Consider the following 25698-nt stretch of genomic DNA (forward strand, 5'->3'; position numbering starts at 1 on the left):
AGGTTCGGTGCTTCATAACGTTACCAATACCTGTTGTTATTACCTCAGCAACAGCCCGACGCCCCACGTCGGGCTTTTTGCTTGCAGTATTTCTTATTCTCTTTCGAACAACATTGATATCCCTTGACCACCGCCGATACACATCGTCACTAACCCTGTAGCAACCTGACGGCGTTCCATTTCGTACATTAACTTAACCGGTAGAATTGCCCCACTAGCCCCAACTGGGTGACCCAATGCAATCGCACCGCCATTCACATTGACCCGTGAGCTGTCTAATGACAAATCATTCATAACAGCTATCGCTTGAGCAGCAAAAGCTTCATTTAACTCAATCAAGTCAATGTCTTTGACATCCATCTTCAATTTTTCCATCAAGCGGCGTGTCGCGGGTGCAGGACCAAACCCCATAATCGCAGCTTCACAGCCTGCTACCGCCCAATCCACCACTTTCATTCGTGGTTTCAGCCCACGTTTTTCGGCCTCTTCGCGGCGCATCATCACCAATGCCGCTGCACCATCATTGATCCCTGACGAGTTCGCTGCGGTAATCACACCATCGGCTTTAAATGCAGGGCGCAATTTCGCGAGTTTTTCTCTTGGTGTGTCCCGAGGGTGTTCATCCGTATCAAAAATACGCGTCCCTTTGCGCCCTTCTTGAATTTCAATCGGCAGAATTTCATTTTTAAAATAACCCGCTTCGATAGCTTTCAATGCTTTTTGCTGGCTATCCCATGCAAAGTCATCCATTTCTTCGCGGGAAATATTAAATTGCTCCGCAACATTTTCCGCCGTCATCCCGTTGTGATACGGGCCTTCAGGCCAAGTTAAAATCGATGTCAGCCCATCTTCTAAAACATCATTGCCCATACGGTAGCCATAACGCGCTTTACGCAAGTAGTACGGCAACATGGTCATATTTTCGGTTCCACATGCCACAACCACATCCGACTGCCCTGTTTGCAGCAGCATCATGCCATCTGCCAGCGCTTGTAGCCCCGAGCCACATTGGCGGTTAACGGAGTAAGCCGTTGTTTCTTTTGGTAAACCTGCACGTAATTGACAGATCCGTGCAATAAAACCGCTTTCTGCTATTTGCCCCACGTTTCCGACGATCACTTCGTCCACATCTTCTGGCGCGATCCCTGCACGTTTTACGGCTTCGCGGATCACTTCAGCCCCTAAATCGTGTTGGTGCGTGTTCGCAAAACTGCCACCCATGGTACCAATCGCCGTTCTTACACCGCTAACAATCACAATATCATTTGCGTTTTTCATTCTGTTCTCCTACAGCACCATGCCGCCGCCAACGTTAATCACTTCGCCATTGATATAGCGCGCTTTGTCTGACGCCAAGAACGCCACACATTGCCCAACGTCTCGTGGATCACCTGCAAAACCTGCTGGGATTTTGCTGATCATGATGTCCCACACTTTTTCAGGCACACCACGGGTCATATCAGTATCAATAAACCCAGGGCAGATAGCATTGACGGTGACGCCTTTACGCGCCAATTCGCGACAAGCCGTTTTCGTTAAGCCGATAACCCCTGCTTTTGAGGCCGCATAGTTAGCTTGTCCCACATTCCCTAACCAGCTCGCTGAAGAGATATTCACAATACGGCCGCTGCCTTGCTCGCGCATCAGTTTGGCTGCTTCTTGCATGCAGTTAAACGTACCTTTCAAGTTAATGTCGATAACCTTATCCCAGTCATCGTCACTGAGTTTATGTAACATGCCATCACGGTTGATCCCTGCGTTATTCACAATCACATCAATGCCGCCAAAGTGTTCTTTGGCTTGGGCAAACAACGCGTTGACTTGTTCGCGTTTGGAAATATCACACGGGATAAACACGGCTTCAAAACCTTGGTCCTGTAACTGTTTTGCGCTTTCTTCGCCAGAGGACATGGAGAGGTCAGAAATCACGACTTTGGCACCTTCTTCTGCCAGCACTTGTGCGATAGCAAAACCAATACCTCTTGCAGAACCTGTGACGATGGCAACTTTGTCTTTGACTAACATAAATAAATCCTTCTTTAATATTGAAACTATAAATACGAAACCAGACCAAAAGGGGCTTCTTCAAATAATGAAGACGACATCACTTTCAAATCAGGGGAGATTTCTGGTACGAAATCCATATGGGCAAGAATGTCACGCTCAAGGTCAATACCCGGGGCGATTTCAACCAACACAGGCACTTTTCCACCCAAGGTAAATACCGCGCGTTCCGTGACAAAATGCATGGTTTGGTTAATCTGGCGTGCCACATCTGCGTTCCAAGAAATCTGCCTAACGTTGTCCACCAACTTGCGGATATCTCCTTCACGGATAATCTTTAACTGCCCATTTTCACAGCGAATATCTAACCCTTTAGCGGTAAATGTTGAGCAAAAAACCACGTGACGCGCATTCTGTGTGATATCAATAAACCCACCTGCTCCCGGGCAGATATTGCCAAGTAAAGTGGCATTCACATGGCCGCTGGTATCCATTTCCCCTGCGCCCATATAGGTGATATCTACCCCCGCCCCGTTGTAGTACAGCATTTGGTCTTGGTGGCTGATCATCGCGGACAGGTTGCGGCCAATACCGAAATCAATCCCACCCGCTTGTACACCGCCCCAAATACCCGACTCCACTGTGATATCAACGCGTTTGGTGGCCTCTTCTTCTTGAATAATTGAACCGATGACATCATTCGGGATCCCTGTCCCTAAATTAATCACACAGTTTTCAGTGAGGTAACGACAAGCGATACGCCCAATCAACTTGCGAATATCGAGCGGTAATGGTGTGGTTTGCTGTACAGGCGTGCGAATGTCACCACACAGTGTTGGGTCAAAGAACCAACTTGAAGACTGGCGGTGGTCTTCTTCTGGGTTATCGCAAATCACAATGTGGTCAATAAAACTGGCAGGAACAGTAACGCGTTTCGGGTGCAAAGTGCCTTCTTCCACGCAATATTTCACCTGAGCAATGACTTTCCCACCAAAGCGTTTTGCCGCTAAAACCGCATGCAACACTTCCAACGACATGGCCTCTTCATCGGTGGTCAAATTGCCTTTGCTGTCTGCATGCGTTCCGCGGATCACCACAACATCCAGTGGAATTTCGGGGTACCACAGCCAGTCTTCCCCTTTGAAATTCACTTTTTCGACTAACGGTGGCAGCGCTAGCGTTTTCGCATTCATACGACCGCCTTCGAGGTCAGGGTCAATAAATGTCCCTAAACCGACTTTGGATAAACGACCGGGAAGGCCCGCCGCCATCGCACCATATAAATGCACCATTTGGCCTTGTGGTAAGCAGTAAGCTTCAACCTCATTGTCATTAATCATTTGCATCCAGCGCGGGGCTAACCCCCAATGAGAGCCAATAATGCGTTTCACCATACCTTGGTGAGCAAAATGTTGATTACCGCGAATACGGTTACATTGCCCCGCGGCATGCACTAGCGTTAATTGTTTCGGTGAACCTTCAGATAAAAAACGCTGTTCAATGGCAGACAAAATAGATTCTGCTGCGCTGGTTAATGTCATTCCCACAGTACAAATTGTATCGCCATCATTAATTAATTCAGCGGCTTTTTGTTTAGAGATAAACTTATTATTCATGATAAAACCTACCTAAAGGCTAATATTTCATAGCCCTTTATTTGATGAATTAAAAACGAATTAGCTGTTAGCTATTTAAAGAGTAATATCGTTGTTTTAAATCTTTCTTACTTATTTTTCCATTCCATGTTCTTGGAAAATTACGGGTAAACATAATTTTCACAGGAACTTTATAATTCGGCACACGTTCTTTTAGCCATTCCATAATTTCTTTACTGGTTAAGCAAACTTGGCTTTCTGGAATAATAAATGCGATAGGTTCTTCACCATAAATCGGGCTTTCGATTGGGATCACTGCGACTTCATTCACACCGGGGTAATTAGAAATTAGATCTTCCACCTCAATGGAATAAATTTTTTCACCACCTCGGTTAATCATATCTTTAATTCTGTCTTGAATATAAAGAAAGCCATCGTCATCCAGATAACCGATATCCCCAGTAAAAAACCATCCATCCTGAAATGAAGTCGCATTCGCAGGGCTATCAGGCCAATAATGCTGGATCACAACATCCCCTTTGACCCAGATATTGCCCGTTTTATTGGCTGGTTTTTCTTCACCTTTTTCGCTTCTAATCGCTACTTTTAGCCCCGGAATTGGTGTCCCTGAACTGGCTTTTTTGGGACTATTTCGAATATCGTCTAAATATACCGTTGCAGGGGATGATGTTTCTGTTAAACCATATATCGAATGAATAGATGTTTTAGAAAAAATATATGAGAGCTCTTTAATGGTTCCTTCATTTAAATGCCCCGCACCACAAGCAATCATTTTTAATGAATTAAATCTTTCTAGATTAATGCTTTTATTTTCTTTTATTTTTTGGATTAATAAAATAAAGACTGTTGGTGAACCATGTAAAAAAGTAATTTTTTCTTTTGCTATAGTAGAAATCATTTCTTTAGCATTAAATTTTTTATGCAGGAAAATCGTTCCACCAATATGAATAAATAAGGCCAAAATAGCAGATAGCCCAGTAATATGGTAAATCGGAACCGCTAATATTGTTTTATCATTTTCAGTCAGTTTTAACGTTTGTTGGTAGGCGCTAATGGCTGACAATATATTTTTATGCGTAATGACCGCGCCTTTTGGTGCACCCGTTGTACCTGAGGTGAAAATAATGACGGCAGGGTCCTCTTCACTAACCTGATTAACAAACATCATTTCATCTGCCAGTGCTAATGCTTTCCACTGGGAAAGGCTCACCCCTTTCGCACTTAATGCGCCCAACCACGGCTGGTAGCTATCATCCCAAAAAATGGCATCGGCATTAATTCGTGCAAGGTGTTCTTTACCTTCAAACTCCTTCATTTTGGTGCTTAACGGAATAACCTGAATACCCAGCCCCACCGCTGCATAAAATAGCTGGCAGAATTCAATGGTATTTCCCCACCCCAAAATAATACGGTCACCTTTTTGTAGTTGCAGGGTCGATGTTAGCCAAAACATCGTTTGGTTGACCTTCACCAATAACTGGTGATAACTCCAATTTTGCTCTTCAAAAACAATGGCCACAGCATCAGGCTGTGTGTTTGCCCTGTTTAGTAGGCTTTGATAAATATTTGAATTTGACGCAAGCATGGGCACACTCCAACCAACGGGTATCTCTTATTGGTATTCAATGTATAAAATGCCCCTTATGAAATTAGTGCCAATGTTCACATATTGTTCACATCCTTTTTTGAATTGAGTTAGTTATTTGCACAACCCATTTGTTAAATATTTTTTGCTTAAGTGTCATATAAACGTGCTATTTTGATTTCAACGATAAATATTTACCTTTAGTTACCAACTTAATGTTTAAGATATAGATACCTAAGGACAATTCTTTAATTAATGATTGTGCGTATTAACAACCCTCCCATAGCCTCTCCAATTGGATTTTATGCAAAGATAACCCCAACTCTGTTTAAGTGTGTATTTCATCCACTCTGTGCCGTTCAGATCTTGAACAGATCAAAAACCGATAAAAAAGGTGGCGAATTGACGGCGAATTGCTACAGTGGAAGCGTTAATAATGGGATTATTGAAGCAGATCCTTCAACACGATTAAGGAGATAATCAATGGCAGATACACCGTATATTCCACCCAAAGTATGGCAATGGCAGCAAGGTAATGGCGGCAAGTTTGCCAATATCAACCGCCCCGTTTCTGGTGCAACACACGAAAAAGAACTCCCGATTGGTAAGCACCCACTACAGCTTTATTCACTGGGCACCCCTAACGGCCAAAAAGTGACGATTATGCTTGAGGAGCTGTTAGCGCTGGGTATTAAAGAAGCGGAATATGATGCTTGGTTGATTAATATTGGCGAAGGTGACCAGTTTGGGTCTGGCTTTGTGGGTATCAACCCGAACTCGAAAATCCCAGCATTGGTCGACAGAAGCGGTAAAGACCCCATTCGCGTGTTCGAGTCAGGTTCGATTCTCACTTATTTAGCAGAAAAATTTTCTGCCTTTTTACCAACTACCCAGCCTGAACGCGCTGAAACGTTATCTTGGCTGTTTTGGCAAATGGGCTCAGCCCCTTTTGCGGGAGGCGGCTTCGGGCATTTTTACGCCTATGCCCCTGAAAAATACGAATACCCAATCAACCGATTTGCCATGGAAACCAAGCGCCAGCTTGATGTGTTGGACAAACGCTTAGCAGACAATAAATACGTGGCAGGTGATAATTACACCATCGCCGATATGGCCATTTGGCCGTGGTATGGTGCTTTAGTCAAAGGCTGGCTGTATGACGCCGCTGAGTTTTTATCAGTGCATGAGTACAAAAATGTCATTCGCTGGGCGGATGAAGTGTATGCACGCCCTGCGGTACAACGCGGTCGCCGCGTCAATCGCTTACAAGGCGACCCCGCACAACAAGTGCGCGAACGCCACGACGCGAGTGATATAAGCTAGTCGGTATCATCAAGGTGGCATAATGCCACCTTGAATTCTTTGACACTATTCTCTGCTATAACGCCCCTGCACCCATTGTGCGCACAGCATCAAGCTTAAACTGATCAACACGGCAATGCAGGCCATCGCCATACCACTGCCGATGGAGCCTTGCTCAAACTGCCGCCAGACAAAGATAGATACCGTCTGCATTCCTGCGGGGGCGAGCAACAGTGACGAAACAAGCTCCCTCGATGCCACGGCAAACACTAGCATCATCGCTGCCAGTAAACTGGGTAAAACCAATGGGAACAGCACCAAACGTAATGTCGTTATTGCAGATGCGCCGTGTACTCGCGCGGCATCCGCTAAACTACCACCAATTTGAGTGAGCGCTGCGTTGCAATAGCGAACAGGGTATGGCAACAATAAACAACTGTAAGCAAGCAGTAAAATGCCCCAAGTATGGTATGGCGTAACAGGCCAAAATGGCTGGTTCCACGCTAAAATCATCCCTACCGCAATCACGATCCCCGGAATGGAAATAGGTAATAAAGACAAGGCATCAATGATAACGGCCCCACGAATACGTTGAGAAACTACCAGCCACGCAGATAAAAAGCCTAAAACGCCCGTCAATACCGCTGTTGCACTCGCTAATGACACGCTGGTTAATAATGCCCCTAGCGCTTCTGCTTGGGAGTCTACCAAGCCAGAAAAATGCCTTAGCGTTAAATTATCCCATGCTAAACCGCCTGAAACCGTCGATGAAAATGCCGTACCAAACATGGCCAATAGCGGCATCCCGACAGCTAAAAAGCTCACCACCGCAAATACCCCGACAACAGGCCAACGCCATACCCCTAGGGAACGCGTCACCAACGCCGCGGCTTTCCCTGTCGTCGTTGCCACATTTTTCCCCGAAACAATCGAGCGTTGTAAGGTATAAGCAAAAATTGCCACACTCGCCAAAATCAGTGATAACGACGCTGCACCGGGCAAATCAATCGGCCAATCCGCTAAACGCTGTTCAATATCGGTTGTGAGTACGCGGATCCCATTCGGTGCACCGATGGCAGCGGGAATACCATATTCTTCAATCGCTAAGGTAAACACGAGCAATAAACCAGCCGCTATGGAGGGCAATGATAACGGAAGGGTCACACGGAAAAAGGCCTGCCAAGGTGGCGCCCCATGCACCCTCGCCACATCAGCAAGGCGGTTACCATTCGCTGCCATACTGCGTGAGACCGCAAAATATAGCACTGGAAATAAATTCAGCGCCATAATTCCCATCATTCCCCCTAAGGAAAATATTACGCTTCCAGGGCTAACCCCAAATAGCTGTTGGGAATACCCATTTGGCTGCAATGTCAGCATCCATGATAAGCCTGCAATATAAGGCGGGATCAAAAATGGGATCAGAAAAAGTAAGTCCCAAACCTTGGCAAATGGAAGGTTAAATAAGCCACGTAAAGCCCCCAAAGGAATCGCTATCACTGCACTGATAAGTGCAACGCCGACGCCGAGCAATAACGTATTTTGTAATAACTCGGGTAGTTCTGGCTCATTGAAAAGATGAATAATCGGTTCAAACGGTTGGGAAAACAGCCCTTGCCCTAGTTGTGGAAACAGCGCCTGTAACACAATAAAACACAGTGGGATAACCACTAAAATAACTAGCGCAATCACCACTATTAAAGGGAGAAAACGAATTTTTATCATTAGAAACAACACTCCTGCTGGGTAAGAGGCCTACCCAGCGGTTTGCTAATTATTGCCGAGAAAACTAACGGAACAAGGCGCTTAAACGCGAGAGAACATCGCTACGCTCAGCGCTGTCTGTTGGCGCTTCTGGCAATAATGTGAGTGTTGAGAAATCAGGGCGTTTCCCCGCAATATCTGCACGGGCAGGCATCAGCCATGCATTGGCAACGATTTCCTGGCCTTCAGGTGATAATACATAGTCAATAAACGCTTTCGCTTCATCAGGCTGTTTACTGCTTTTTAAAATCATCATTGGGCGCGGAGCTATTGCGGTGCCACTACTTGGGAAAATGACCTCAATGGATTCACCATTGGCGATGCTACCATAAGCCACGTAATCCACCGCACCAAACACCGCGGCTTTAGCCCCTTGTAAGACTGGGGTTAACGCCTGCGCATTTGGCCCCGAAATCACCATACCATTGGCTTTTAAATCAGCAAAAAGCGCCCACGCTGCCTCTTTTTTTGCGTTCTGTAATCCTAAAACTAAATCCAACGATGCCCCTGATAATGCAGGGTCTGGCATCGTCACCTTATCTTTAAATGCAGGCTGCGCTAAATCTTGCCAATCCGTTGGTTTTGGCGTGCCACTTTTGCTGTTCCACACAATACCGAGGGCTGAAATCCCTTGGGCGACATAATAAGGCGTTTTAAAACGCGCGGGGACTTGCTGTACATTTGGGCTTTCATAAGGCAGCAGCCAGCCTTTTTGTTGTAAATCAACCGCGGTATCCCATGAAGCGGAAATCAACACATCCGCTCGTGGATTAGCTTGTTCAGCCTCAAGCCTTGCCATCACTTTACCCGTTGTGGCTTGGAATACATCCACTTTCGTGCCTGTTTGTTTTTCAAACCCTGCAGCCAGTTGCTTAGCCATCGCGCCAGGCCCTGCTGTATAGACGGTAATGGCTTGAGTTGAAACAGAAAACAATGCACAGGAAAGGCCAAGACTCATGGTAATACCCTTTAGTGAAAAAACGTGTTTTGCGGTTAACTTTTGCATGGAATTTTCTCTCTTCATAAGGTCGTCAAACGGTCAATTTTGCCATTTCGCATATGGGCGATTTGGTGTGCTAACGTATTGGCTTCAGCGGGATCGTGAGTGACATACACCGCAGTAATTTCCAGTGTTCTCAGTAATTGCGCCATTTCCTCACAAAGGGATTGGCGCAGTGCGATATCGAGGTTGGAAAGGGGTTCATCGAATAACAAAATTTCAGGTTCAGCGATAATGGCTCGAGCGAGTGCGACCCGCTGTTGCTGCCCACCGGATAAGTCCGCAGGTTTTCGTTTGGCAAAATCTATTAACCCAACACGCTCAAGTGCTTGAGTCACGCGAGCTTCAATCTGTTGCCCTGCAACGCCCCGCATTCTCAAGGGAAACGCGACATTCTGCGCAACGGTCATGTGCGGCCATAAGGCATAATCTTGAAATACCATGCCGAGGTTGCGTTTCTCTGGAGGAACGAGGTGATGGGCGCTTGCGACAATATTACCCGCAAATTGGATAGTGCCATCAGTGGGTTGTAATAAACCCGCCAGCAGCTTGAGCAAGGTACTTTTACCGCAGCCAGATGGCCCCAGCAGCGCTAAAACCGTGCCTTTTTCTACCGTTAAGTCGATGCCATTAAGGACATACTGTTGTGAAAAAGCCTGTGATAAATTTTGTATTGCGATCATGGGTAAGTCACCAGCCGTTTGCCTGAAAGGCGAAATAGCCGAGCACTCACTCGATGAAGAGAGAGCATGTTGCATCATCTTGGTATCCTCTTTGGGATTTAATCGTTGCCGATGATGCTACGGGGGGAATACGTCAGATTGATGAAGGTTTTATGAATGGAAAATGACAAGCGAATAAATTAACTTAATATTTAAATATTAATTTAACAAATATAAAACATTCAATTTGATTGAAATCACAGATTTAAACTTATTATTTAATAAAAAAATTAAATCTAAAATTTATTCCCTAAATATCATCTAAAAATAACATAAATTGACGCATTAACGATGCGTGCAATCACATAAAAGCACCTTTATTGAAAACAAATCAACAATCGACCACCCTATTGATGAATGCTTTTTAAATGGATTCTATTCTGTACTCACTGTTGCTATGCTTGCTACACCATAAAAACAAACCAAAAAAATCAATCAATTACAGGTTAATAAAATAATTTATTTGCCATGGGATTTATTTTCTTTTTTTAGCTAATTAATTCACATCCATAAAATTTAAATTATAAAAATTTTATTATTAATTTTTATAGGTACTCCAATTAATTTTAATTAAAATGAGGTTCACCTAATATGTCCAGTAAAGAAAAAGACAATATTTTATTAGATTCCGAATATGAACATGTTCCCGTCCCCCTCGAACACCGAAAAAGTTTTGCCTCAGTTTCTGCTGTTTGGTACAGCTTCCCTTTAGTATTAACCAGTGCGGTTATTGGTGGCGTTGTCACTGCTATGTTAGGGTTTAAAATGGGCGTTACCGCTATTTTAGTGGGTAACTTATTATTGTGTTTGGTGATTGGCTCATTGAGTTATTTAGCAGGGAAAACAGGGGAAAACTTCGCTATCTCCGCAAAAAGAACCTTTGGACAGCGCGGCTATATCGCGGTTTCAGGTTTGCTTGCCACCGTTGTTATCGGCTGGTTTGCATTAATGGTTGGCCTCACTGGTGATACGATGTTTCGCTCATTTGGGCAGGACTTATTACTCATGACTTTGTTAGGCGGAGTGCTGTATGTTGGCGCGACGTTTATTGGCATTAAAGCCCTCGCCATTTTGGGGTACATCGCAGCACCAATGTATTTGATTTTAGGGCTAATTGCCGTTTATATCGCCATGAAAAGCGGTTCATCAGATATTATTAACTACCAACCGCTGGCAGGGGCTGGGGCATTATCTTTTGGTGTCGCGGTTACCATGATTTTCTCCACTTTTACTGATTCTGGCACCATGACCGCTGACTTTACCCGTTGGGCAAAAAACGGTAAACAAGGCTTTCTCGCGGCATTTACCGCCTTCCCCATTTCCAAGTTTTTCGCAGAAGTGATCGGCGCAATTATTGTGGCAACAGGCGTGGTCATGCACCCTGAAGTGACGGGGGGTGATTTCATCACGATTTTGGCAAATTCAAGCCCGCTGCTTTCTGTGCTCGCGATTATTTTTGTGTTTGTTAACTTGGGCGTGGGTTGTACTCACTGTTTATACAATGGTGCAGTGGGTTGGTCTCATATTACCAAAGGTAAAATGAGAACCTTAACCATTATTCTGGGTGTCATTGGGATCATTGTTGCAGTGACTGGAATTTGGAATGCTTTCCAAACATGGTTGAATTTACTGGGTTTAATTGTGCCGCCAATCGCTGCCATTATTATCATGGATCAGTTAGTACTCAAGCGTAAACATGATAAAGAAAAAAATTGGCAACCCTTAGCATTCGTTTCTTGGATACTCGCCTCTGGCATTGCATTAATCGTGAATGCTTACGCACCTGAACTTTCTGTGGTGGTAGCTGGGTTAGTTTCTTCCTCTGTTATCTACTTTATTGGTCATCAATTTTCAAAATAATGTCTAATGTTTGGGGGGGTATTTGCTCCCTCAATTTCTTTTTTCATTTCAATTTCATTCCGTCTCCTCTTTCTAAGACGTCCTTCAAAAAACCATAACTACATGAATATTAATATCTTTTATTGATTAGATTGTTTTCATCTAACTCATCCCTATCTTTTATTTGACATTCATCACATTTCTAATTACTTTAGCGGTATAGACGTCTAGATATCCATTTTTGGATCTATGATATAACCAATTCATCCAAGGGGATCAGCGTGATAACACTCAAGAATGTCAGCAAGATCTACAGCCGCAATAAAAAACAGACCGTGGCGGTTGATAACATCAACCTCAATATTGCCGCTGGGGACATTTTTGGCATCATCGGTTATAGCGGGGCGGGCAAAAGTAGCCTCATCCGTTTGCTTAATCGGTTAGAAGACACCACCAGTGGTGAAGTGATTGTTGGGCAACATAATATTACCCACAGTGATGAGAAAGCAGTTTTGAAAATACGCCAATCTATTGGCATGATTTTTCAGCACTTTAATTTGCTGTGGTCACGTACAGTGCGGGAAAACATTGAGTTTCCATTACAGATTTCAGGGTTCGATAAAAAGAAACGTAAGGCACGTGTTGATGAATTAATGGCATTGGTTGAGCTAACAGATAAAGCTGATGAATACCCATCCATGCTCAGTGGTGGGCAAAAACAACGGGTGGGTATCGCACGCGCCCTTGCCAACAATCCCGATGTTTTATTATGTGATGAAGCAACGTCTGCGTTAGACCCAAAAACGACGCAAACTATTTTGCAATTATTAGCGCGTATTAACCGCGAGTTGAATATCACTATCGTATTAATTACTCACGAAATGCAGGTCGTCAAGAGTATCTGCAATAAAGTGGCGGTCATTGATAAAGGCCGTATTGTTGAGGAAGAGTTGGTCAGCCAAGTATTTCATAACCCACAACATGCAATTACACGGCAGTTTTTATCACAAAGTGAGATTGCGACAGATAACCAAGAGGATTTAAAAACAATATTGGCTGATGGCCCAATTATTCGCGTCGTTTTAGATGAAGAAAAGCAAAGTCACTATTTACTGTATGACCTAATTTCGCAATTTAATGAGCCGATTAAATTGGTAAAAGGTGCCTTTAACCAAGGCGCTGGCTTTTTATATCTGCAATTTTTACCTGAAACTGAAAAATTAACGGATGCCGTTGAGTATCTTAAAAATAAAAGAAATATCGTTGTTGAGGTGATTTAGTCATGGATGAAATACAGCGCTGGGTTAGTGGCTATTTACCCTATTTAAAATTACATGTTTTGGGCATTGAAACCCTCAACACGTTATATATGACATTAGTCTCTGGTGCGTTATCTGGCATCTTGGGGATTTTAATTGGTACCTTTTTATTTTTAACTGCGCAAGAAGGTAAAAAAGAAAATATTGCGGTTTACCGTACGCTTTCTTTTATTGTGAATATCTTCCGTGCTGTTCCGTTTATTATTTTAATCATTTTATTATTCCCTGTGACCAAATGGATCGTCGGCACTATTTTAGGGATTAATGCTGCGCTTCCCGCCTTGGTAATTTCAGCAAGCGCTTTCTATGCAAGGTTAGTTGAAATTGCCTTACGTGAGGTAGATAAAGGGGTTATCGAAGCCAGCCAATCCATGGGGGCAAAACTGCACACTTTGATTTTTAATGTGTTGATACCCGAATCGTCCCCTGCTTTGATCTCTGGTTTAACGGTCACGCTGATTTCATTAGTGGGTGGTACCGCTGTGGCGGGCGCGATAGGTGCAGGCGGGTTAGGAAATCTGGCCTATTTAGAAGGCTTCCAACGTAGTCATATGGATGTCGTTTGGGTCGCTACATTAGTGATTTTAGCCATTGTTTTATGTATTCAAGTTATAGGAGACACCCTAGTTCGGTGGATTGATAAACGTTAATAACATCAACCTAGGCCAACAAATTATTAATTTTATCTACACTCAGCTAATTAGGAATAACAATATGAAATTATCATTATTAACGCGTTTCGGGGCATTATTAATTACCAGTTTAGCACTCACTGCTTGCCAACCAGACCAACAAGAAAAAAGCAATAAATTAACGATTGGGGCATCTTCAACACCCCATGCGGAAATATTAGAATTCGTCAAACCGCAACTCGAAAAAGACGGGATTAATTTAGATATCCGTGTGTTTAATGATTACATTATTCCAAACCAAGCACTGGCAGACAAAGAACTGGATGCAAACTTTTTCCAGCATGTGCCATATTTAAATAAAACATTAGCAGACCACCCTGATTGGAAACTCGTGTCTGTTGGGGCTGTGCATATGCACCCATACCGTTTTTTCTCGCAAAAACACAAAAGCCTGCAAGACTTGCCTAATGGGGCAAAAGTACTGAGCAGCAATAATATTTCCCAACATGGTCATATTCTAAAACTGTACCAAGATGAAGGTTTAATTAAGTTACGCAGTGGTATTGACCCTGATGATGCAACCATTGACGATATTGTTGAAAACCCACGAAATTTACAATTTTTATTTACCTATGATGCGCCATTAATGCCGCAAATTTATAAAAATGGCGAGGCAGATGTCGCCTCAATTGATAGCCATTTTGCGATTAATGCAGGTTTGGATTTAACGAAAGACGTCATTTACAGTGAACCTGCGGCTAACAGCAAATTTGCTAACGTGGTGGTGACACGTGAAGATAACCAAAATGACCCGCGAATTACAAAACTGATGGCTGCACTGAAAAGTGATGAAACGAAGAAATTTATTTTAGATAATTATAAGGGTGAGGCAGTACCCGTTCCTTAATTCCCCTACTCTATTGATTAAGTTGAATGAAATCTTTTAGTTAAACTTCATTCAACTTAATCTTATTTATAAAGCATATCGATGATCACACTGCTCTTCATCACACCTTTTTCAATACTCTGAGCCTGAGCATAAGGCTTTGCATAAAAACTAATATCAAACTGATTATTATTATTCGCACTGAATCGGGTATTCGTCCCAGATAAATCAATAGGTGTTGCATCTAACCACGATAAATAAATACCAACACCTGATAAATTTGTTTTTAGTTCGCCGCCTATCCCATTATTAAGGGCACCTTGGCTACCTGGCCGAAACTTAATATCGATATGACTGGGTTTAAAACCACTTTTTTGGCAATCAACAATAAATTGTGTCTTTACCGCAGGTTGCTTTCCTGCCAATAAATCGCCTTCATTAATGACTTTAAAATCAACAACTTTGTTAAATCCCTTTCCATCATTAATGTCGCAGGTAATATTCACGATATCGAGTGAAATTTTTAATATTGTATCGGGTAATACCTCATCAGAAAAAACGTAATGTGAATAACCAATCAGAATAGTGGCAATTAAAGAGGCTGACATCTTTTTATTCATATTATTATCCACATTAAATATATTTAATCTTAATTGTAATATGTGTATTCCCACTGCCTAAATTAACAGACTGCCCACCAAGCGGTAATACAACAGGCTTTATCTTGATTTTTACCTTCATCAAAGACGCGCCTATTTTTTTAAAAAAGAGTTCTTGTCCCATAGGAACCCCCGAGCCAACGGTACCGACTTGGTCATCTTCCCATGAAACAAGATAACCCAGTGTCGTATTTTTTGAGCCAATATACCCCGAGGAAGCCATTGTTAAATGGGGGTTTGCCGGCTCAAACCGTATTGATATCCGCTGCGGCTTAATCGTTCCTGTGCAATCTAATGAAAGTATCGAATGCCCTTCAATTTCACCCGATAAGATCGTTGCAGCATCGAGAGATCCAAAACTCACATCATCTACAGTTGCAGGTAAACAAGTCGCTATTCTCACATTCATACTAAACTGCGATTGAATTGTTTCACCAACAATCGATGTTTGCTTTGGCTCTTCACCATAACTTGGTGGCGCACTGAGTATGAAGAAACCAGCAAGCAAAATAGACCTGAACATAGTTGCCCTTAACTAATTAAATGTCAGCTTAATATTCAAAGCCGTATTTGCTGCCCCCGGAGAAACAACATCGCCCAATGCGATAGGCTTTACTTTAATTGGCACACTGAAACTTGCCGCTGTGGGCTTAGTGGTTGGCGTAATCACAGTGCCATTAATCGCTAAAGCGGTATCGACTGGCTTAACCGTAGAACTTCCCCATTTTAATTGGTATCCAACCGTTGAATTCCCTTTTGTATTTATTATCCCATTAGCCACATCTTTCACGCCATCCGCTGCCGTAAACGCTAACGTATAATTTGCGAGCGTTGTATCGCAGGTCACTGTTAAGGTCATCACTTTATCTGCCACAGTTCCCTTTTTGATATCCCCCGCAGCTTGGTCACCAAAAGCCACATCCGCAACGCTTGCACTGCAAGACGCTTTTACGGTCATGCTTAAATTTGATGTGACGGTTCCACCAGTCACATTAGAGGCAAAACTGGTCGCGTTAGCAGAAACAGAAAATAGAAAGCCAAGAGAAATAAATAACGTTTCCTTTATCATGATTCACTCCTTTTAATTTAATTTCACATTAATCGTTAATGCGGTATTCGCTAGCCCGGGAATGGGCTGCGTTGATAAAGCAACAGGCTTTACCGTCACAGGGATCGTAAAGTTATTGGTTGTGGGTTTTGAATTAGGGGCAATTGCTGTGCCATTGATCACCACCGCACTATTAATAGGCTTCACCGTGTTATTTCCCCAGGTAAATTGATAACCAACCGAGCTATTATCTTTCACATTAATAATCCCAGTCGTTGCGTTGTTTACCCCGTCTCTACCTGAAAAACTTAAAGTGTATGCAGGGAGCACTGCATTACAGGTAAATGCAATATTGATTGTTTTAGCGGCAATCGAATTCGCTCTTACTGAGCTCGCTGTTTGCTCTCCAAAAGCTACATCATTGACAGAAACTGCACAGGAGGCATTGTTTATCAGTGTCATCGATGTCGGTGCGCTAAAAGCCACAGTTTCTTTTTGCAATGTCAGGCTATTTTCACCAATTCGCGAATAAAAATTTCGGGTTAACATATAGGTTGGGTTAACGGTTGTTTTTCCTGGAGGTGGCTTCTTTTGTAAATAGACAACACCAGAGTCTGTACTGCCACCAGGTCCCGATAAGTTGGTATAGCCTGTTCCGCTTGTTTTGTAATCAGCCAGTAATAACCAAACCGTATTCCCACAACTTCCCGTTGAACGAAACCTTAAATAACCATCCGCCGAGTTTTTATCTACCGTTCCCCGAGGGCAGGTATTTGGAGACGCACCAAATTTATCAACGATATAAATAAAGTTTCCTGTTGTATTTCCTGCCCCACTTGATGCCCGTAAACATTGCCCTGCAAACGTAATTGGCGCTCCAGGATTCCCAAAGGAATAGAGTTGGTCACCGACTTTTTTATTCGTGACATCAATTTGCGCTGGAAAGTTATATTTCAACGATAAGCTTCTACACCGTGCAGCAGAGGCATCGAGGGAAAAAAGAAAAACCATTAATGCGATGAAATAATAAGGGTTTTTATTCATGCTAACGTCCTTAGCGAAGCTCAATAACACGCCGAGCACCGTAATCATCAATAGCCTCAACAGTGACTTTCCCAGATAACGATTTCTGTAAATTCACTTCACTGAAAGGGGGGAATAAACTCATTGATTGCTCAATTTCTTTTGATAAAGCCAATGGACGACCATTCACGGATACTTGAGTCAGTGCAAAATAATAGGGTGTTGGGTTTTTCAACACAGAACCTGAATACGTAAGGTTTTTCTCTGCATCTTCACGGGCCTCAGCGAGTACTTTGGGGCGATAAATCAGTTTCACTTGTGTATTCAAAGCAACAGCAAGGACATTACCTTCATCAGCAGAAGCAACAGGGGGAATTTCCTGAACATTTAACCAAAACAAAGACTCTTTATCTTTGGGCAAAATATCATTCACATAAAGTAAGCGAATTAACTGTTTTTCTTCACCCGCAATTTTAAATAAATTAGGTGCAGGTATAAAAAAAACATCAGTGCCACTTAAATTATCAACCCAAACCTGACCACCATAGGTTTTATCGCTATTATTCTTTACTTCAATAGCAATATTTTTACGCCCTTCATCATAGATAAACCGCGTTCCATTCAGAGTAAATGCAGAATAAGCATTTACGCAGGTAAATAACGATATCAATATAATAAAATGTGATACCATTTTATTAATTACATTCGACTTCCATAATTTTATTTTCATTTGATTCTATATTTTCCAAATTTAATGTACATACCTCATTATCTGAGGAAGAAATAAAAATATTTTTCGGCTTGTTGAGTAAATTTAAAAGCAACACTCCACCATTAGAAACAAACCCGACATATTCATTGCTTTCTGTTCTCGCCGAACTGCCCGCTGAAACAAATTGACCGTCTGGTTTCTTCAGTCTTAAAATATATCTATAAATCGTGGAGAATTTAAACTCACGATAAATAATTGCCTTATCGGTTGGCACAAACCCCTGTACGGAATCCAACAACTCAATGTCATTAGGAACTTCTTCTGTATTGATTTTTAAGTTATTTTCAACATAAGGAGATATCCCAATGACTGTATTACCATTTCTATCCGTGGGGGGGGAATCATTAAAGGTAATATTTTTAATATTGCTAATATTCGCAATAGCAACTGTATCGCGACGAACATTACTCAATAACAATCCCGTTTGCTGAGTCGCAAGTAAACTTCCTGATGCATTTATTGAACCTGTTGTTTTATTCTCATTTTTCGAAATTGCGAAGCCCGTATTAACAATATCTTGATTAACCCCGAAATAAGCGGAGTTAGACCAACTTTCACGGTCTTTATTTGTATTTACACTATAGTTAATTTTCTCATTAATATTACCCGCAACACCGGAGTTAAAACTCGATTTATTTCTACGGTCATAAGTCACCGAGTTTGTCCAATAATGGTTTTTATCAAATAAACTAAATGGAATATTCACACCAACAGATAAAACATAGTTATCACGGTCATAATCATTTAACTTCTGGTAATCTGCCGATACAGATAAATCCACACCTTTCAAAGTTGTGTTGTAGGTAATATTCGCACCAACTTCATTATGTATTTGACTGCGGTATGTTTGAACCCAACCTGAAACACTGACAAAACTATTATCAAAGTTCTGCGATAAGATAGTTTCATAACGTTCTTTACGATTACTTCGATGATATAACGCGTTTGAGTTAAACTCATTAAAATCAACATAGTCTTTACCTGTATAACGGTAGGCTAATAACTGTAAATTTGTATTATTAGACAATGAATTAGCGTATTTAAGCATATAACTAATCCCAGACTGTCTAGATTCTGACATGGTTGGGGTTTGCTTTTGAAACGTGCTAACAGCTGTATTTAAGTTAAATGAAATCGCCCCAAATTGCCCTAAGTCTTTACTCGCGCCTAACCCTGCACTTTTATAATCGTTATGCAAAATACCTGCGGTATGAAAGGTAAAGTGAGTGAGTCCATAATCAAACGCACCAAGAAAAAACAAACGGTTTTCTCGCTTTCCCGTAACCTCTCTTTCTCCTACTGCGACGTTATAATTAATCTCATTGGCACGCAGTAAAGACGGAAGCGTTGCAACAGGGTAATAGCGAACTGTTTTTGTTCCGTTATTTTCTTCAACTGTTACCGTAATATCACCATTGCTCACTGGTGATATGTCTTTTAACTGATAGGCCCCCGCTGGAACCACTTGTGAGCTTAAAATATACCCATTTTGCGATATGGTAATTTTTGCATTCGAATTAACAACACCAGAAATAATAGGGGCATAGCCTCGCATCTCCCAAGGACGCATATCCCTTTCTGAGCGTAAAGACAGACCATAAAAAACAAAATTAGGCAAAATAGATAAAGACGTTAACGTCTTACCGACAATAAAACTGCCTTGTATTGGCTTAATTGCGGTGGATATTGTTGCTTCAGACGTTTCAGTACCTGAATCATTAAGATAACTACTGCGGACATAGGCCACCCACCGACCAACGTTAGAATATAAATCAAAATCACCATAAACTTGGGTTTTTGCAGAAGACGTTTTTGATATATATCCTGAATAATTCACCTTAATGCCTGGAATACCATAATCCCATTCTTGCTGGTTTTTAGTTTCATCCAAAGCGATTTGAGGCACACTAAAAGACAAGGTCTGCTTTGCGTTATCAAATACAACCTCGGCACCTGGGTACTGACTAATTTTGTAGCAGTTTCTAGCCGAATCAAAATTATTTGCAAGCAAAGTCAGGTTAATAGGTAATGATAACTCTGAGATCCATTCTGAGTTTAAGCATAAGACCTCTTTATCCTCTGGTAAAATAATGAGTTCTTTTCGATTAACAGAGCGGCGATTAAAAATGACTTCAACAATATAATGACCTGCGGGGTACTTAACACTTTCATCAAAAACGCTTGCAGCTTGCGGTTGAACTCCTCCATGTAAGAAGTCCATATTTAAATTTGCATCTGCGTAAAATGGACTTACTAACAGGGATAACATAAAAGCATTAATCGGTTTTAAACGCATTGATATTATCCATAGCTATTTGTAAGTTAAAATAAGGGTCAAAGACCCTTTTTATTTATTAATATTAATTACTTATATGCTACGGCATATGTTGCGCTTGAAATCACTGTACCTTCAGTCACAGTTTGGCCTGTCGTCGCTAACATTCTTGCTTTGAATTTCATGTTCCCAATAGCATCAGTACCATTACCAAAATCAACGGTTTGGCTGTTATACGTGACATCTTGGTTAGGCGTTGTCGAGTTGGTGGCTGTCAGTTGGATTGACACGCCATTCGCAGTCCCTTTCATGTTTGCAAGGCCTGAGTTAGTAAACCCTGCGCTCTGCCAACCCACTTGCCCACTGGTTTTTTTCAAGCATTCATCAGTACGTGGGACTAAATCAAACTCAACATAATCACCGTTTTTATCTGTTGTAGTCATTTGACCTAGATCGATGGTTGATTTAACTAATCCACCCACTTCTGTATCGATATCACAGGTTTCTGATGTCACTGCGCCAATGAACTGAACTTCACCGGTATTAGCAAAAGTATATCCACTGAATAGCACGCCACTTACCATTAATGGTAATAATAATTTTTTCATTAAATAACTCTCCATATTTGTACACATAATAATTTCTTAATTAACAGTCAAACTACGTAATCATATTTTAAATATTAGGCATTATCATTTAACTCATTAAATGATAAAAACTCTTCCCAAGATACATCCAGTATTTCCAATATGTCATTTAACATTGTAACGGTAATGTTTGTTATTCCATTCTCATACCGAGATACTTGCTGCTGACTTACATTTAACATAACGCCTAAGTCCTTCCCGGTTATGTCCATGCGTTTTCTTTTATTTCTAATAAAACATCCGATTTTTTTATTAAAAATATTTGGTCTTATAAAACTAGAGTGCTCATTCATTCCTACCCCCTATTTAATTATAAAATTCAAATATTCAACATAAGTAGGATTTCGCATAATATATTGGCACATGATATTAGAGTAAAAACGTTTGTGCCGATCGATAATATAACATTGATAGTTAACATCTATCACATTTGAATATTTGATCGGGAATACCGATCACAAACACAAGCAGAATACAAGCAACCGATTGATAATAAACAATTACTTTATTTCTTAACAATATATTTAATGTTATATTTTTAATTTTTTAATTACATAATTTAACATATAAATTGATGTTTTAAATTAATTATGAAATATAATATTACATATGGTTACATTTATTTTTATATAGAAACAAGACAAAATAATAATATTTCAATAAAATAAAAACAGCATTAAACCCATATTATCCATTATAAAACAACAATATTTTCAAATAAGAAATTTAATAACAATAAGATATCCAACTAATAACTCATTTTATGGGTAATATTAAAACAAAAAAATTAACTTATTAAATGAGTATATTTGACTTAAGTAGAATGAGATAGTGATGTATTTATTCCATAATGAAAACAAATTAATTTATTACACGAAGATTAATATAATTAGTGATTACCATTTTATTAAATGATAATCACTAATAAAACTACAATTTACCCAATAAAATAACAGTACAGAAATCAAAATTTACAGATGTACCCCGACATACCGTTGATAACGTGTTGGTTTTAGTTTGGTTAAATCCACCAGCACCAAACCATCGATGCAATCATTGAATGATGGGTCTGTACCAAAATCCATAAATTGCACGCCACCGGGCTCACACAGCTCAGTGTATTGCTTATAAAGCGTCGGAATAGAACACCCGATGTTATTTAATAAACTTTTGAGTTTCACCAAGTCTTCTTGGTAATTATCACCGGCGAATTGCGCCAACACCTGCGGTAAAGAGGCTGGATAGGGTTTGTGGGATTGCACCATTGACTGTTCAGCAGAAAAATATAAGCGGTAAAATGTGATCAATAAATCACGCGCCGCAAGCGGCATCGCGCCCGAAATGGAGACGGGCCCAAATAAATAACGGTATTGGGGATATTTCGCTAAATAGGCCCCAATGCCTAACCACAGATAATCCAGCCCGCGTTTCCCCCAATATTTTGGTTGAATAAAACTGCGTCCTAGCTCAATACCTTGAGCAAGAATGGGAAGCATGCCTTCGTCATAGTGGAATAAACTAGAACTGTAAATCCCCGTTAACCCTTTGGTTTCAATTTGCTTTTCTGTGGGGATAAAGCGATAAGCGCCAACGATATCGAGCTCATCTTCATCCCATAACACCAAGTGATAATAATCGTCGTCATAGCTATCTAAATCGCGGCGTTTGCCAGAACCTTCCCCTACTGCACGAAACGAAATCTCACGCAATCGTCCTAATTCACGTAATATAGGCGAGCGAACTTCTTGATGGCGTTGATAAAGGTAAATGGCTTTGCCATCTGGTGATGTGCCCAAACGCTCGCAAGCCGCTAAGGCTTTTTTCAGTTCAAGTCGGTCTTCAGGTAAAGCAATTGCCGATTCACTGGTAAACAGGCCATCTTTGCCTTTTCCTAATAAATAAACATGACGACGAAAACGTTCAGCTAATTCGTGGGCTTTGGTATGGCCATCATACCAATGACTAAAAGGGATCCGCCCCCCAATACAGATTTTGAGTTTTTTGCCCCGCTGTTTGAACATTTCCCTGACCAACATCAACGTGGACAATGGCTTATAAACCAGTGAGGCAAAATAAAATAAATGGCTATTTCGCCCCTGAATATGGATTGGCACAATCGCAGCCCGTGCTTTTGCCGCTAGGCGTAAAAAACCCGTACGCCAGTGATTATCACGAATACCTTTACTACCGAGCCGCGAAACTTCCCCCGCAGGGAATACAATCAATGCCCCGCGCTTGTCCAAGTGCTGCTGCATTGCTTCCACTTGCTGGCGATTAGTGCGGTTGTTGATATTATCGACGGCAATAAACAGGCTTTTTAGTGGTTCAATATAGTTTAGAAACTGGTTTGCAACGATTTTCACATCAGGGCGTACAGTTGCCACGGTGCGTAATAACGCCAGCCCATCTAGTGAACCTATTGGGTGATTTGCTACCAAAACAACAGGGCCTTCTGCGGGGATATTTTCTAAATCACCATCAATTAATTCACAGCGAATATTGAAATGCTCAATAACTTGTTCGATAAGATCCAACCCTTTCAAATGGGGGTAATCTTGGGCAAATTGGCTAAATTCTTTTTCGAAAAGAAGGCGTTTTAATACATTGCGTTTCCATGCAGGTGGGGCTTGATGTGGGTATATATCGTGGAGTAAGGCATCGACACTAAACATCATGTTATCTCCATCCGAGCTGAGTTACTGCGAACTTAAGTCAGATGCGTGACAACATGATGGCGGTTTTATGACAAAATAATGAAGCGATAGAAAACTAAGCCTGCTGGCGAGTTGCCGCTAAAACAATTTCACGGATACACACCGATTGCGGCTGTTGATAGGCAAAACGGATGGTATTGGCGACATCCTCCGCTGACAACACAAGGCCCCCCATCTCTTTTTTCCACTCTTGATAGCCCGATTTAATCCCTTCATCCGTCGTGTGACTCAGCAGTGCAGTTTCAACCGCCCCTGGAGCAATAGTGATCACACGAACATTGTGCGGGGCAAGCTCTTCGCGTAAATTTTCAGAAATACCGTGAACAGCAAATTTAGTACCCACATACGCCACGTGGTTTGGAAAGGTTTTTCGCCCTGCAACTGAACTGATATTAATAATGGTGCCACTTTTACGCGCCACCATACCATCAGCAACCGCATAAACGCCATTCAACACACCTTTAATATTCACATCCACCATGGTATCCCATTGGTTAGGGTCTTGATTTGTGATGTCACCTAAAAGCATAACGCCCGCGTTATTTATTAGGCCATCAACCGGGCCAAACTGCGCCTCTGCTTCTTTAACGGCATTCACAAAGGCAGTTCTATCCGTAACATCTATAGACTTACATAACGTATTAGGTAAATTTAATGCCCACATTGGTTCAATGCGCCGTGCCAGTAATAAAAGAGCATGCCCTTCATTAGACAAAATTTTTGCCGTGGCAAGGCCAATGCCTGAACTCGCACCAGTAATCACCACTAATGATTTTACGTTTTGCATATTGCATCCCATATAAATTTAATTGATATCTAAAACCATGGACAGACTATATTTCATCCGAAAGTTACATTAAAATGGTTTATTCTTCTCACAGACATCAAAAAAATCTATGGATTATCGCCAACTTCACGCCTTTATCGCCGTTTTCGAGGAACGCAATATCACCACGGCTGCGCGGCGGTTATTCCTTACACAACCTGCTCTCTCAGCGACGATCAAAACGCTGGAAGATAGCTTAGGCACTCAGCTGTTTAAGCGCTTACCAAGAGGCGTTGATGTCACTGAAGATGCACGAATTTTATACCCGCATGCACAACGCATGGTGGCTGAGCTAGACACTCTGGCAAACAGCTTTAAACGTGAAAAACACCGTCAGCCTCTGCAAATTGGCATTGAAGAGGATATCGCTAATCAGCATATTTGTGCGTTTCTCAAACAGGTTCAAGACCCTGATTTTCATTTATTAATTGCCTTGGAGTCGGGTTGTAAAGGGGATATCCGTCTTGCTTGCGAAGAAATGCGTTGTGAGGATGAGCTGTTTATTCCACTGGTTAGTGAACCATTTGTTTTAGCGATGTCACCAGAGCACTCACTCGCCAGTAAAAAGGCCATGACATCCGCTGATTTACACGGGTTGTGTTGGGTTATGTGCCCTGAACTTACTTGGCATCAGCGCTTTTTACCGATTTACGGCGCGACGGCAAACTCCCCTTCCGCCCATGCCAGCACCTTTTCCCTCGCGCTTGGCCTTGTCGCGCTCAATTTAGGTGTGGCGATCGTACCGCAGTCCCTCGCCAGTGAACACGCAAATATCGTTTCCTGCCCTTTGCCTGCCCATGCACTGTCACGGCGTATCGGCGTGTGTTATGCCATCCAGTCATTATCCTCCCCTGCGGTAGAGCAGCTTATCAACCATTTAACTCGTCAATAGCCGTCGACACTTTTGACGATCACGCTGTTCGCTAAACAGTACAACACGGCGCTAAATACATCAAAAACAATAAATTCAATCAGTTAGATATCGATAAATTTACCTTAAAAATTGGCATAAACCCTGCATTAGCTTAGGTGTTAAGGCGGCAATGACCGCTACATAAAAACACA

23 protein-coding genes are annotated in these 25698 nt (G+C 41.8%); 6 read left to right on the forward strand and 17 right to left on the reverse strand.

Going from position 1 to position 25698, the window contains the following annotated elements:
• Nucleotides 1–93: 93 nt before the first annotated feature.
• From ABWP91_RS07335 to ABWP91_RS07350, 4 genes are all read right to left on the reverse strand, one after another.
• The gene (locus ABWP91_RS07335; protein ID WP_353242711.1) at nt 94–1278 is read right to left on the reverse strand and encodes a thiolase family protein; all 1185 of its coding nucleotides are present in this window, start codon (nt 1276–1278) and stop codon (nt 94–96) included.
• A 9-nt stretch (nt 1279–1287) separates the two neighbouring features.
• Nucleotides 1288–2025 carry a 3-oxoacyl-ACP reductase FabG gene (gene fabG / locus ABWP91_RS07340; protein ID WP_353242712.1) on the reverse strand — a complete coding sequence of 246 codons (738 nt, stop codon included), beginning with the start codon at nt 2023–2025 and terminating at the stop codon, nt 1288–1290.
• A gap of 26 nt (nt 2026–2051) precedes the next feature.
• The gene (locus ABWP91_RS07345) at nt 2052–3620 is read right to left on the reverse strand and encodes an acyl CoA:acetate/3-ketoacid CoA transferase (protein WP_353242713.1); all 1569 of its coding nucleotides are present in this window, start codon (nt 3618–3620) and stop codon (nt 2052–2054) included.
• Nucleotides 3621–3687: 67 nt separating this feature from the next.
• Complete coding sequence (locus tag ABWP91_RS07350) at nt 3688–5205, reverse strand: class I adenylate-forming enzyme family protein (RefSeq protein ID WP_353242714.1); 1518 nt, start codon at nt 5203–5205, stop codon at nt 3688–3690.
• A gap of 483 nt (nt 5206–5688) precedes the next feature.
• Here ABWP91_RS07350 and yghU point away from each other — a divergent pair, with 483 nt between their 5' ends.
• Complete coding sequence (yghU, locus tag ABWP91_RS07355; protein WP_353242715.1) at nt 5689–6528, forward strand: glutathione-dependent disulfide-bond oxidoreductase; 840 nt, start codon at nt 5689–5691, stop codon at nt 6526–6528.
• 45 nt (nt 6529–6573) lie between these two features.
• Here yghU and ABWP91_RS07360 read toward each other — a convergent pair whose 3' ends face one another.
• The 3 genes from ABWP91_RS07360 to ABWP91_RS07370 all read right to left on the reverse strand — a co-directional run bounded on the left by ABWP91_RS07360 (nt 6574) and on the right by ABWP91_RS07370 (nt 9954).
• Nucleotides 6574–8232 carry an ABC transporter permease gene (locus ABWP91_RS07360; RefSeq protein ID WP_353242716.1) on the reverse strand — a complete coding sequence of 553 codons (1659 nt, stop codon included), beginning with the start codon at nt 8230–8232 and terminating at the stop codon, nt 6574–6576.
• Nucleotides 8233–8296: 64 nt separating this feature from the next.
• On the reverse strand, nt 8297–9229 hold the full coding sequence (locus ABWP91_RS07365) for an ABC transporter substrate-binding protein (RefSeq protein ID WP_502935795.1): 933 nt from the start codon (nt 9227–9229) through the stop codon (nt 8297–8299).
• A 62-nt stretch (nt 9230–9291) separates the two neighbouring features.
• The gene (locus ABWP91_RS07370) at nt 9292–9954 is read right to left on the reverse strand and encodes an ABC transporter ATP-binding protein (protein ID WP_353242769.1); all 663 of its coding nucleotides are present in this window, start codon (nt 9952–9954) and stop codon (nt 9292–9294) included.
• A 630-nt stretch (nt 9955–10584) separates the two neighbouring features.
• On the opposite strand from ABWP91_RS07370, the gene ABWP91_RS07375 reads away from it, so the two are divergent.
• From ABWP91_RS07375 to ABWP91_RS07390, 4 genes are all read left to right on the forward strand, one after another.
• Entirely contained in the window at nt 10585–11853 is a 1269-nt protein-coding gene (locus tag ABWP91_RS07375; protein ID WP_353242718.1) for a cytosine permease, read from the forward strand.
• Between the two features lie 260 nt (nt 11854–12113).
• Nucleotides 12114–13112, forward strand: a complete 999-nt coding sequence (locus ABWP91_RS07380; protein WP_353242719.1) for a methionine ABC transporter ATP-binding protein — start codon at nt 12114–12116, stop codon at nt 13110–13112.
• Between the two features lie 2 nt (nt 13113–13114).
• Complete coding sequence (locus ABWP91_RS07385; protein ID WP_353242720.1) at nt 13115–13801, forward strand: methionine ABC transporter permease; 687 nt, start codon at nt 13115–13117, stop codon at nt 13799–13801.
• A 64-nt stretch (nt 13802–13865) separates the two neighbouring features.
• Nucleotides 13866–14690, forward strand: coding sequence for a MetQ/NlpA family ABC transporter substrate-binding protein (locus tag ABWP91_RS07390; RefSeq protein ID WP_353242721.1), 825 nt, complete (start codon nt 13866–13868; stop codon nt 14688–14690).
• 62 nt (nt 14691–14752) lie between these two features.
• On the opposite strand, the gene ABWP91_RS07395 is transcribed toward ABWP91_RS07390, so the two are convergent.
• The 10 genes from ABWP91_RS07395 to ABWP91_RS07440 form a co-directional block, all read right to left on the reverse strand.
• Nucleotides 14753–15289 (reverse strand): fimbrial protein, encoded by a 537-nt coding sequence (locus ABWP91_RS07395; protein ID WP_353242722.1) that lies wholly within the window; start codon nt 15287–15289, stop codon nt 14753–14755.
• A gap of 13 nt (nt 15290–15302) precedes the next feature.
• The gene (locus tag ABWP91_RS07400; protein ID WP_353242723.1) at nt 15303–15851 is read right to left on the reverse strand and encodes a fimbrial protein; all 549 of its coding nucleotides are present in this window, start codon (nt 15849–15851) and stop codon (nt 15303–15305) included.
• A 12-nt stretch (nt 15852–15863) separates the two neighbouring features.
• A complete protein-coding gene (locus ABWP91_RS07405; protein WP_353242724.1) occupies nt 15864–16397 on the reverse strand; it encodes a spore coat protein U domain-containing protein in 534 nt (177 codons plus the stop codon).
• A gap of 12 nt (nt 16398–16409) precedes the next feature.
• Nucleotides 16410–17420 carry a fimbrial protein gene (locus ABWP91_RS07410; RefSeq protein ID WP_353242725.1) on the reverse strand — a complete coding sequence of 337 codons (1011 nt, stop codon included), beginning with the start codon at nt 17418–17420 and terminating at the stop codon, nt 16410–16412.
• 10 nt (nt 17421–17430) lie between these two features.
• Nucleotides 17431–18090, reverse strand: coding sequence for a fimbrial chaperone (locus tag ABWP91_RS07415; protein ID WP_502935796.1), 660 nt, complete (start codon nt 18088–18090; stop codon nt 17431–17433).
• Between the two features lie 4 nt (nt 18091–18094).
• Entirely contained in the window at nt 18095–20467 is a 2373-nt protein-coding gene (gene pefC / locus ABWP91_RS07420; RefSeq protein ID WP_353242726.1) for a PefC/AfrB family outer membrane usher protein, read from the reverse strand.
• 68 nt (nt 20468–20535) lie between these two features.
• Complete coding sequence (locus ABWP91_RS07425) at nt 20536–21054, reverse strand: fimbrial protein (RefSeq protein ID WP_219244785.1); 519 nt, start codon at nt 21052–21054, stop codon at nt 20536–20538.
• 74 nt (nt 21055–21128) lie between these two features.
• Nucleotides 21129–21386: a helix-turn-helix domain-containing protein gene (locus tag ABWP91_RS07430; protein ID WP_273826806.1), complete on the reverse strand. Its 258-nt coding sequence runs from the start codon at nt 21384–21386 to the stop codon at nt 21129–21131.
• Between the two features lie 678 nt (nt 21387–22064).
• Nucleotides 22065–23765: a bifunctional ornithine lipid synthase OlsF gene (olsF, locus tag ABWP91_RS07435; RefSeq protein WP_353242771.1), complete on the reverse strand. Its 1701-nt coding sequence runs from the start codon at nt 23763–23765 to the stop codon at nt 22065–22067.
• A 97-nt stretch (nt 23766–23862) separates the two neighbouring features.
• A complete protein-coding gene (locus ABWP91_RS07440; protein ID WP_353242727.1) occupies nt 23863–24594 on the reverse strand; it encodes an SDR family oxidoreductase in 732 nt (243 codons plus the stop codon).
• A 109-nt stretch (nt 24595–24703) separates the two neighbouring features.
• On the opposite strand from ABWP91_RS07440, the gene ABWP91_RS07445 reads away from it, so the two are divergent.
• Nucleotides 24704–25525 (forward strand): LysR family transcriptional regulator, encoded by an 822-nt coding sequence (locus tag ABWP91_RS07445; protein ID WP_353242728.1) that lies wholly within the window; start codon nt 24704–24706, stop codon nt 25523–25525.
• Nucleotides 25526–25698 lie beyond the last annotated feature (173 nt).

The sequence above is a fragment of the Providencia sp. genome (assembly GCF_040396775.1).
Classification (GTDB): Bacteria; Pseudomonadota; Gammaproteobacteria; order Enterobacterales; family Enterobacteriaceae; genus Providencia.

Bases quoted from the DNA above. Each gene is read 5' to 3' on its own strand.
- ABWP91_RS07425 (WP_219244785.1), bottom strand. From the start codon at position 21,054: ATGAAAAAATTATTATTACCATTAATGGTAAGTGGCGTGCTATTCAGT.
- ABWP91_RS07375 (WP_353242718.1), top strand. From the start codon at position 10,585: ATGTCCAGTAAAGAAAAAGACAATATTTTATTAGATTCCGAATATGAA.
- ABWP91_RS07370 (WP_353242769.1), bottom strand. From the start codon at position 9,954: ATGATCGCAATACAAAATTTATCACAGGCTTTTTCACAACAGTATGTC.
- ABWP91_RS07350 (WP_353242714.1), bottom strand. From the start codon at position 5,205: ATGCTTGCGTCAAATTCAAATATTTATCAAAGCCTACTAAACAGGGCA.
- ABWP91_RS07385 (WP_353242720.1), top strand. From the start codon at position 13,115: ATGGATGAAATACAGCGCTGGGTTAGTGGCTATTTACCCTATTTAAAA.
- fabG (WP_353242712.1), bottom strand. From the start codon at position 2,025: ATGTTAGTCAAAGACAAAGTTGCCATCGTCACAGGTTCTGCAAGAGGT.
- ABWP91_RS07395 (WP_353242722.1), bottom strand. From the start codon at position 15,289: ATGAATAAAAAGATGTCAGCCTCTTTAATTGCCACTATTCTGATTGGT.
- pefC (WP_353242726.1), bottom strand. From the start codon at position 20,467: ATGCGTTTAAAACCGATTAATGCTTTTATGTTATCCCTGTTAGTAAGT.
- ABWP91_RS07440 (WP_353242727.1), bottom strand. From the start codon at position 24,594: ATGCAAAACGTAAAATCATTAGTGGTGATTACTGGTGCGAGTTCAGGC.
- ABWP91_RS07430 (WP_273826806.1), bottom strand. From the start codon at position 21,386: ATGAATGAGCACTCTAGTTTTATAAGACCAAATATTTTTAATAAAAAA.
- ABWP91_RS07410 (WP_353242725.1), bottom strand. From the start codon at position 17,420: ATGAATAAAAACCCTTATTATTTCATCGCATTAATGGTTTTTCTTTTT.
- ABWP91_RS07405 (WP_353242724.1), bottom strand. From the start codon at position 16,397: ATGATAAAGGAAACGTTATTTATTTCTCTTGGCTTTCTATTTTCTGTT.
- ABWP91_RS07400 (WP_353242723.1), bottom strand. From the start codon at position 15,851: ATGTTCAGGTCTATTTTGCTTGCTGGTTTCTTCATACTCAGTGCGCCA.
- ABWP91_RS07360 (WP_353242716.1), bottom strand. From the start codon at position 8,232: ATGATAAAAATTCGTTTTCTCCCTTTAATAGTGGTGATTGCGCTAGTT.
- ABWP91_RS07335 (WP_353242711.1), bottom strand. From the start codon at position 1,278: ATGAAAAACGCAAATGATATTGTGATTGTTAGCGGTGTAAGAACGGCG.
- ABWP91_RS07445 (WP_353242728.1), top strand. From the start codon at position 24,704: ATGGATTATCGCCAACTTCACGCCTTTATCGCCGTTTTCGAGGAACGC.
- ABWP91_RS07365 (WP_502935795.1), bottom strand. From the start codon at position 9,229: ATGAGTCTTGGCCTTTCCTGTGCATTGTTTTCTGTTTCAACTCAAGCC.
- ABWP91_RS07415 (WP_502935796.1), bottom strand. From the start codon at position 18,090: ATGGTATCACATTTTATTATATTGATATCGTTATTTACCTGCGTAAAT.
- ABWP91_RS07345 (WP_353242713.1), bottom strand. From the start codon at position 3,620: ATGAATAATAAGTTTATCTCTAAACAAAAAGCCGCTGAATTAATTAAT.
- ABWP91_RS07390 (WP_353242721.1), top strand. From the start codon at position 13,866: ATGAAATTATCATTATTAACGCGTTTCGGGGCATTATTAATTACCAGT.
- olsF (WP_353242771.1), bottom strand. From the start codon at position 23,765: ATGTTTAGTGTCGATGCCTTACTCCACGATATATACCCACATCAAGCC.
- yghU (WP_353242715.1), top strand. From the start codon at position 5,689: ATGGCAGATACACCGTATATTCCACCCAAAGTATGGCAATGGCAGCAA.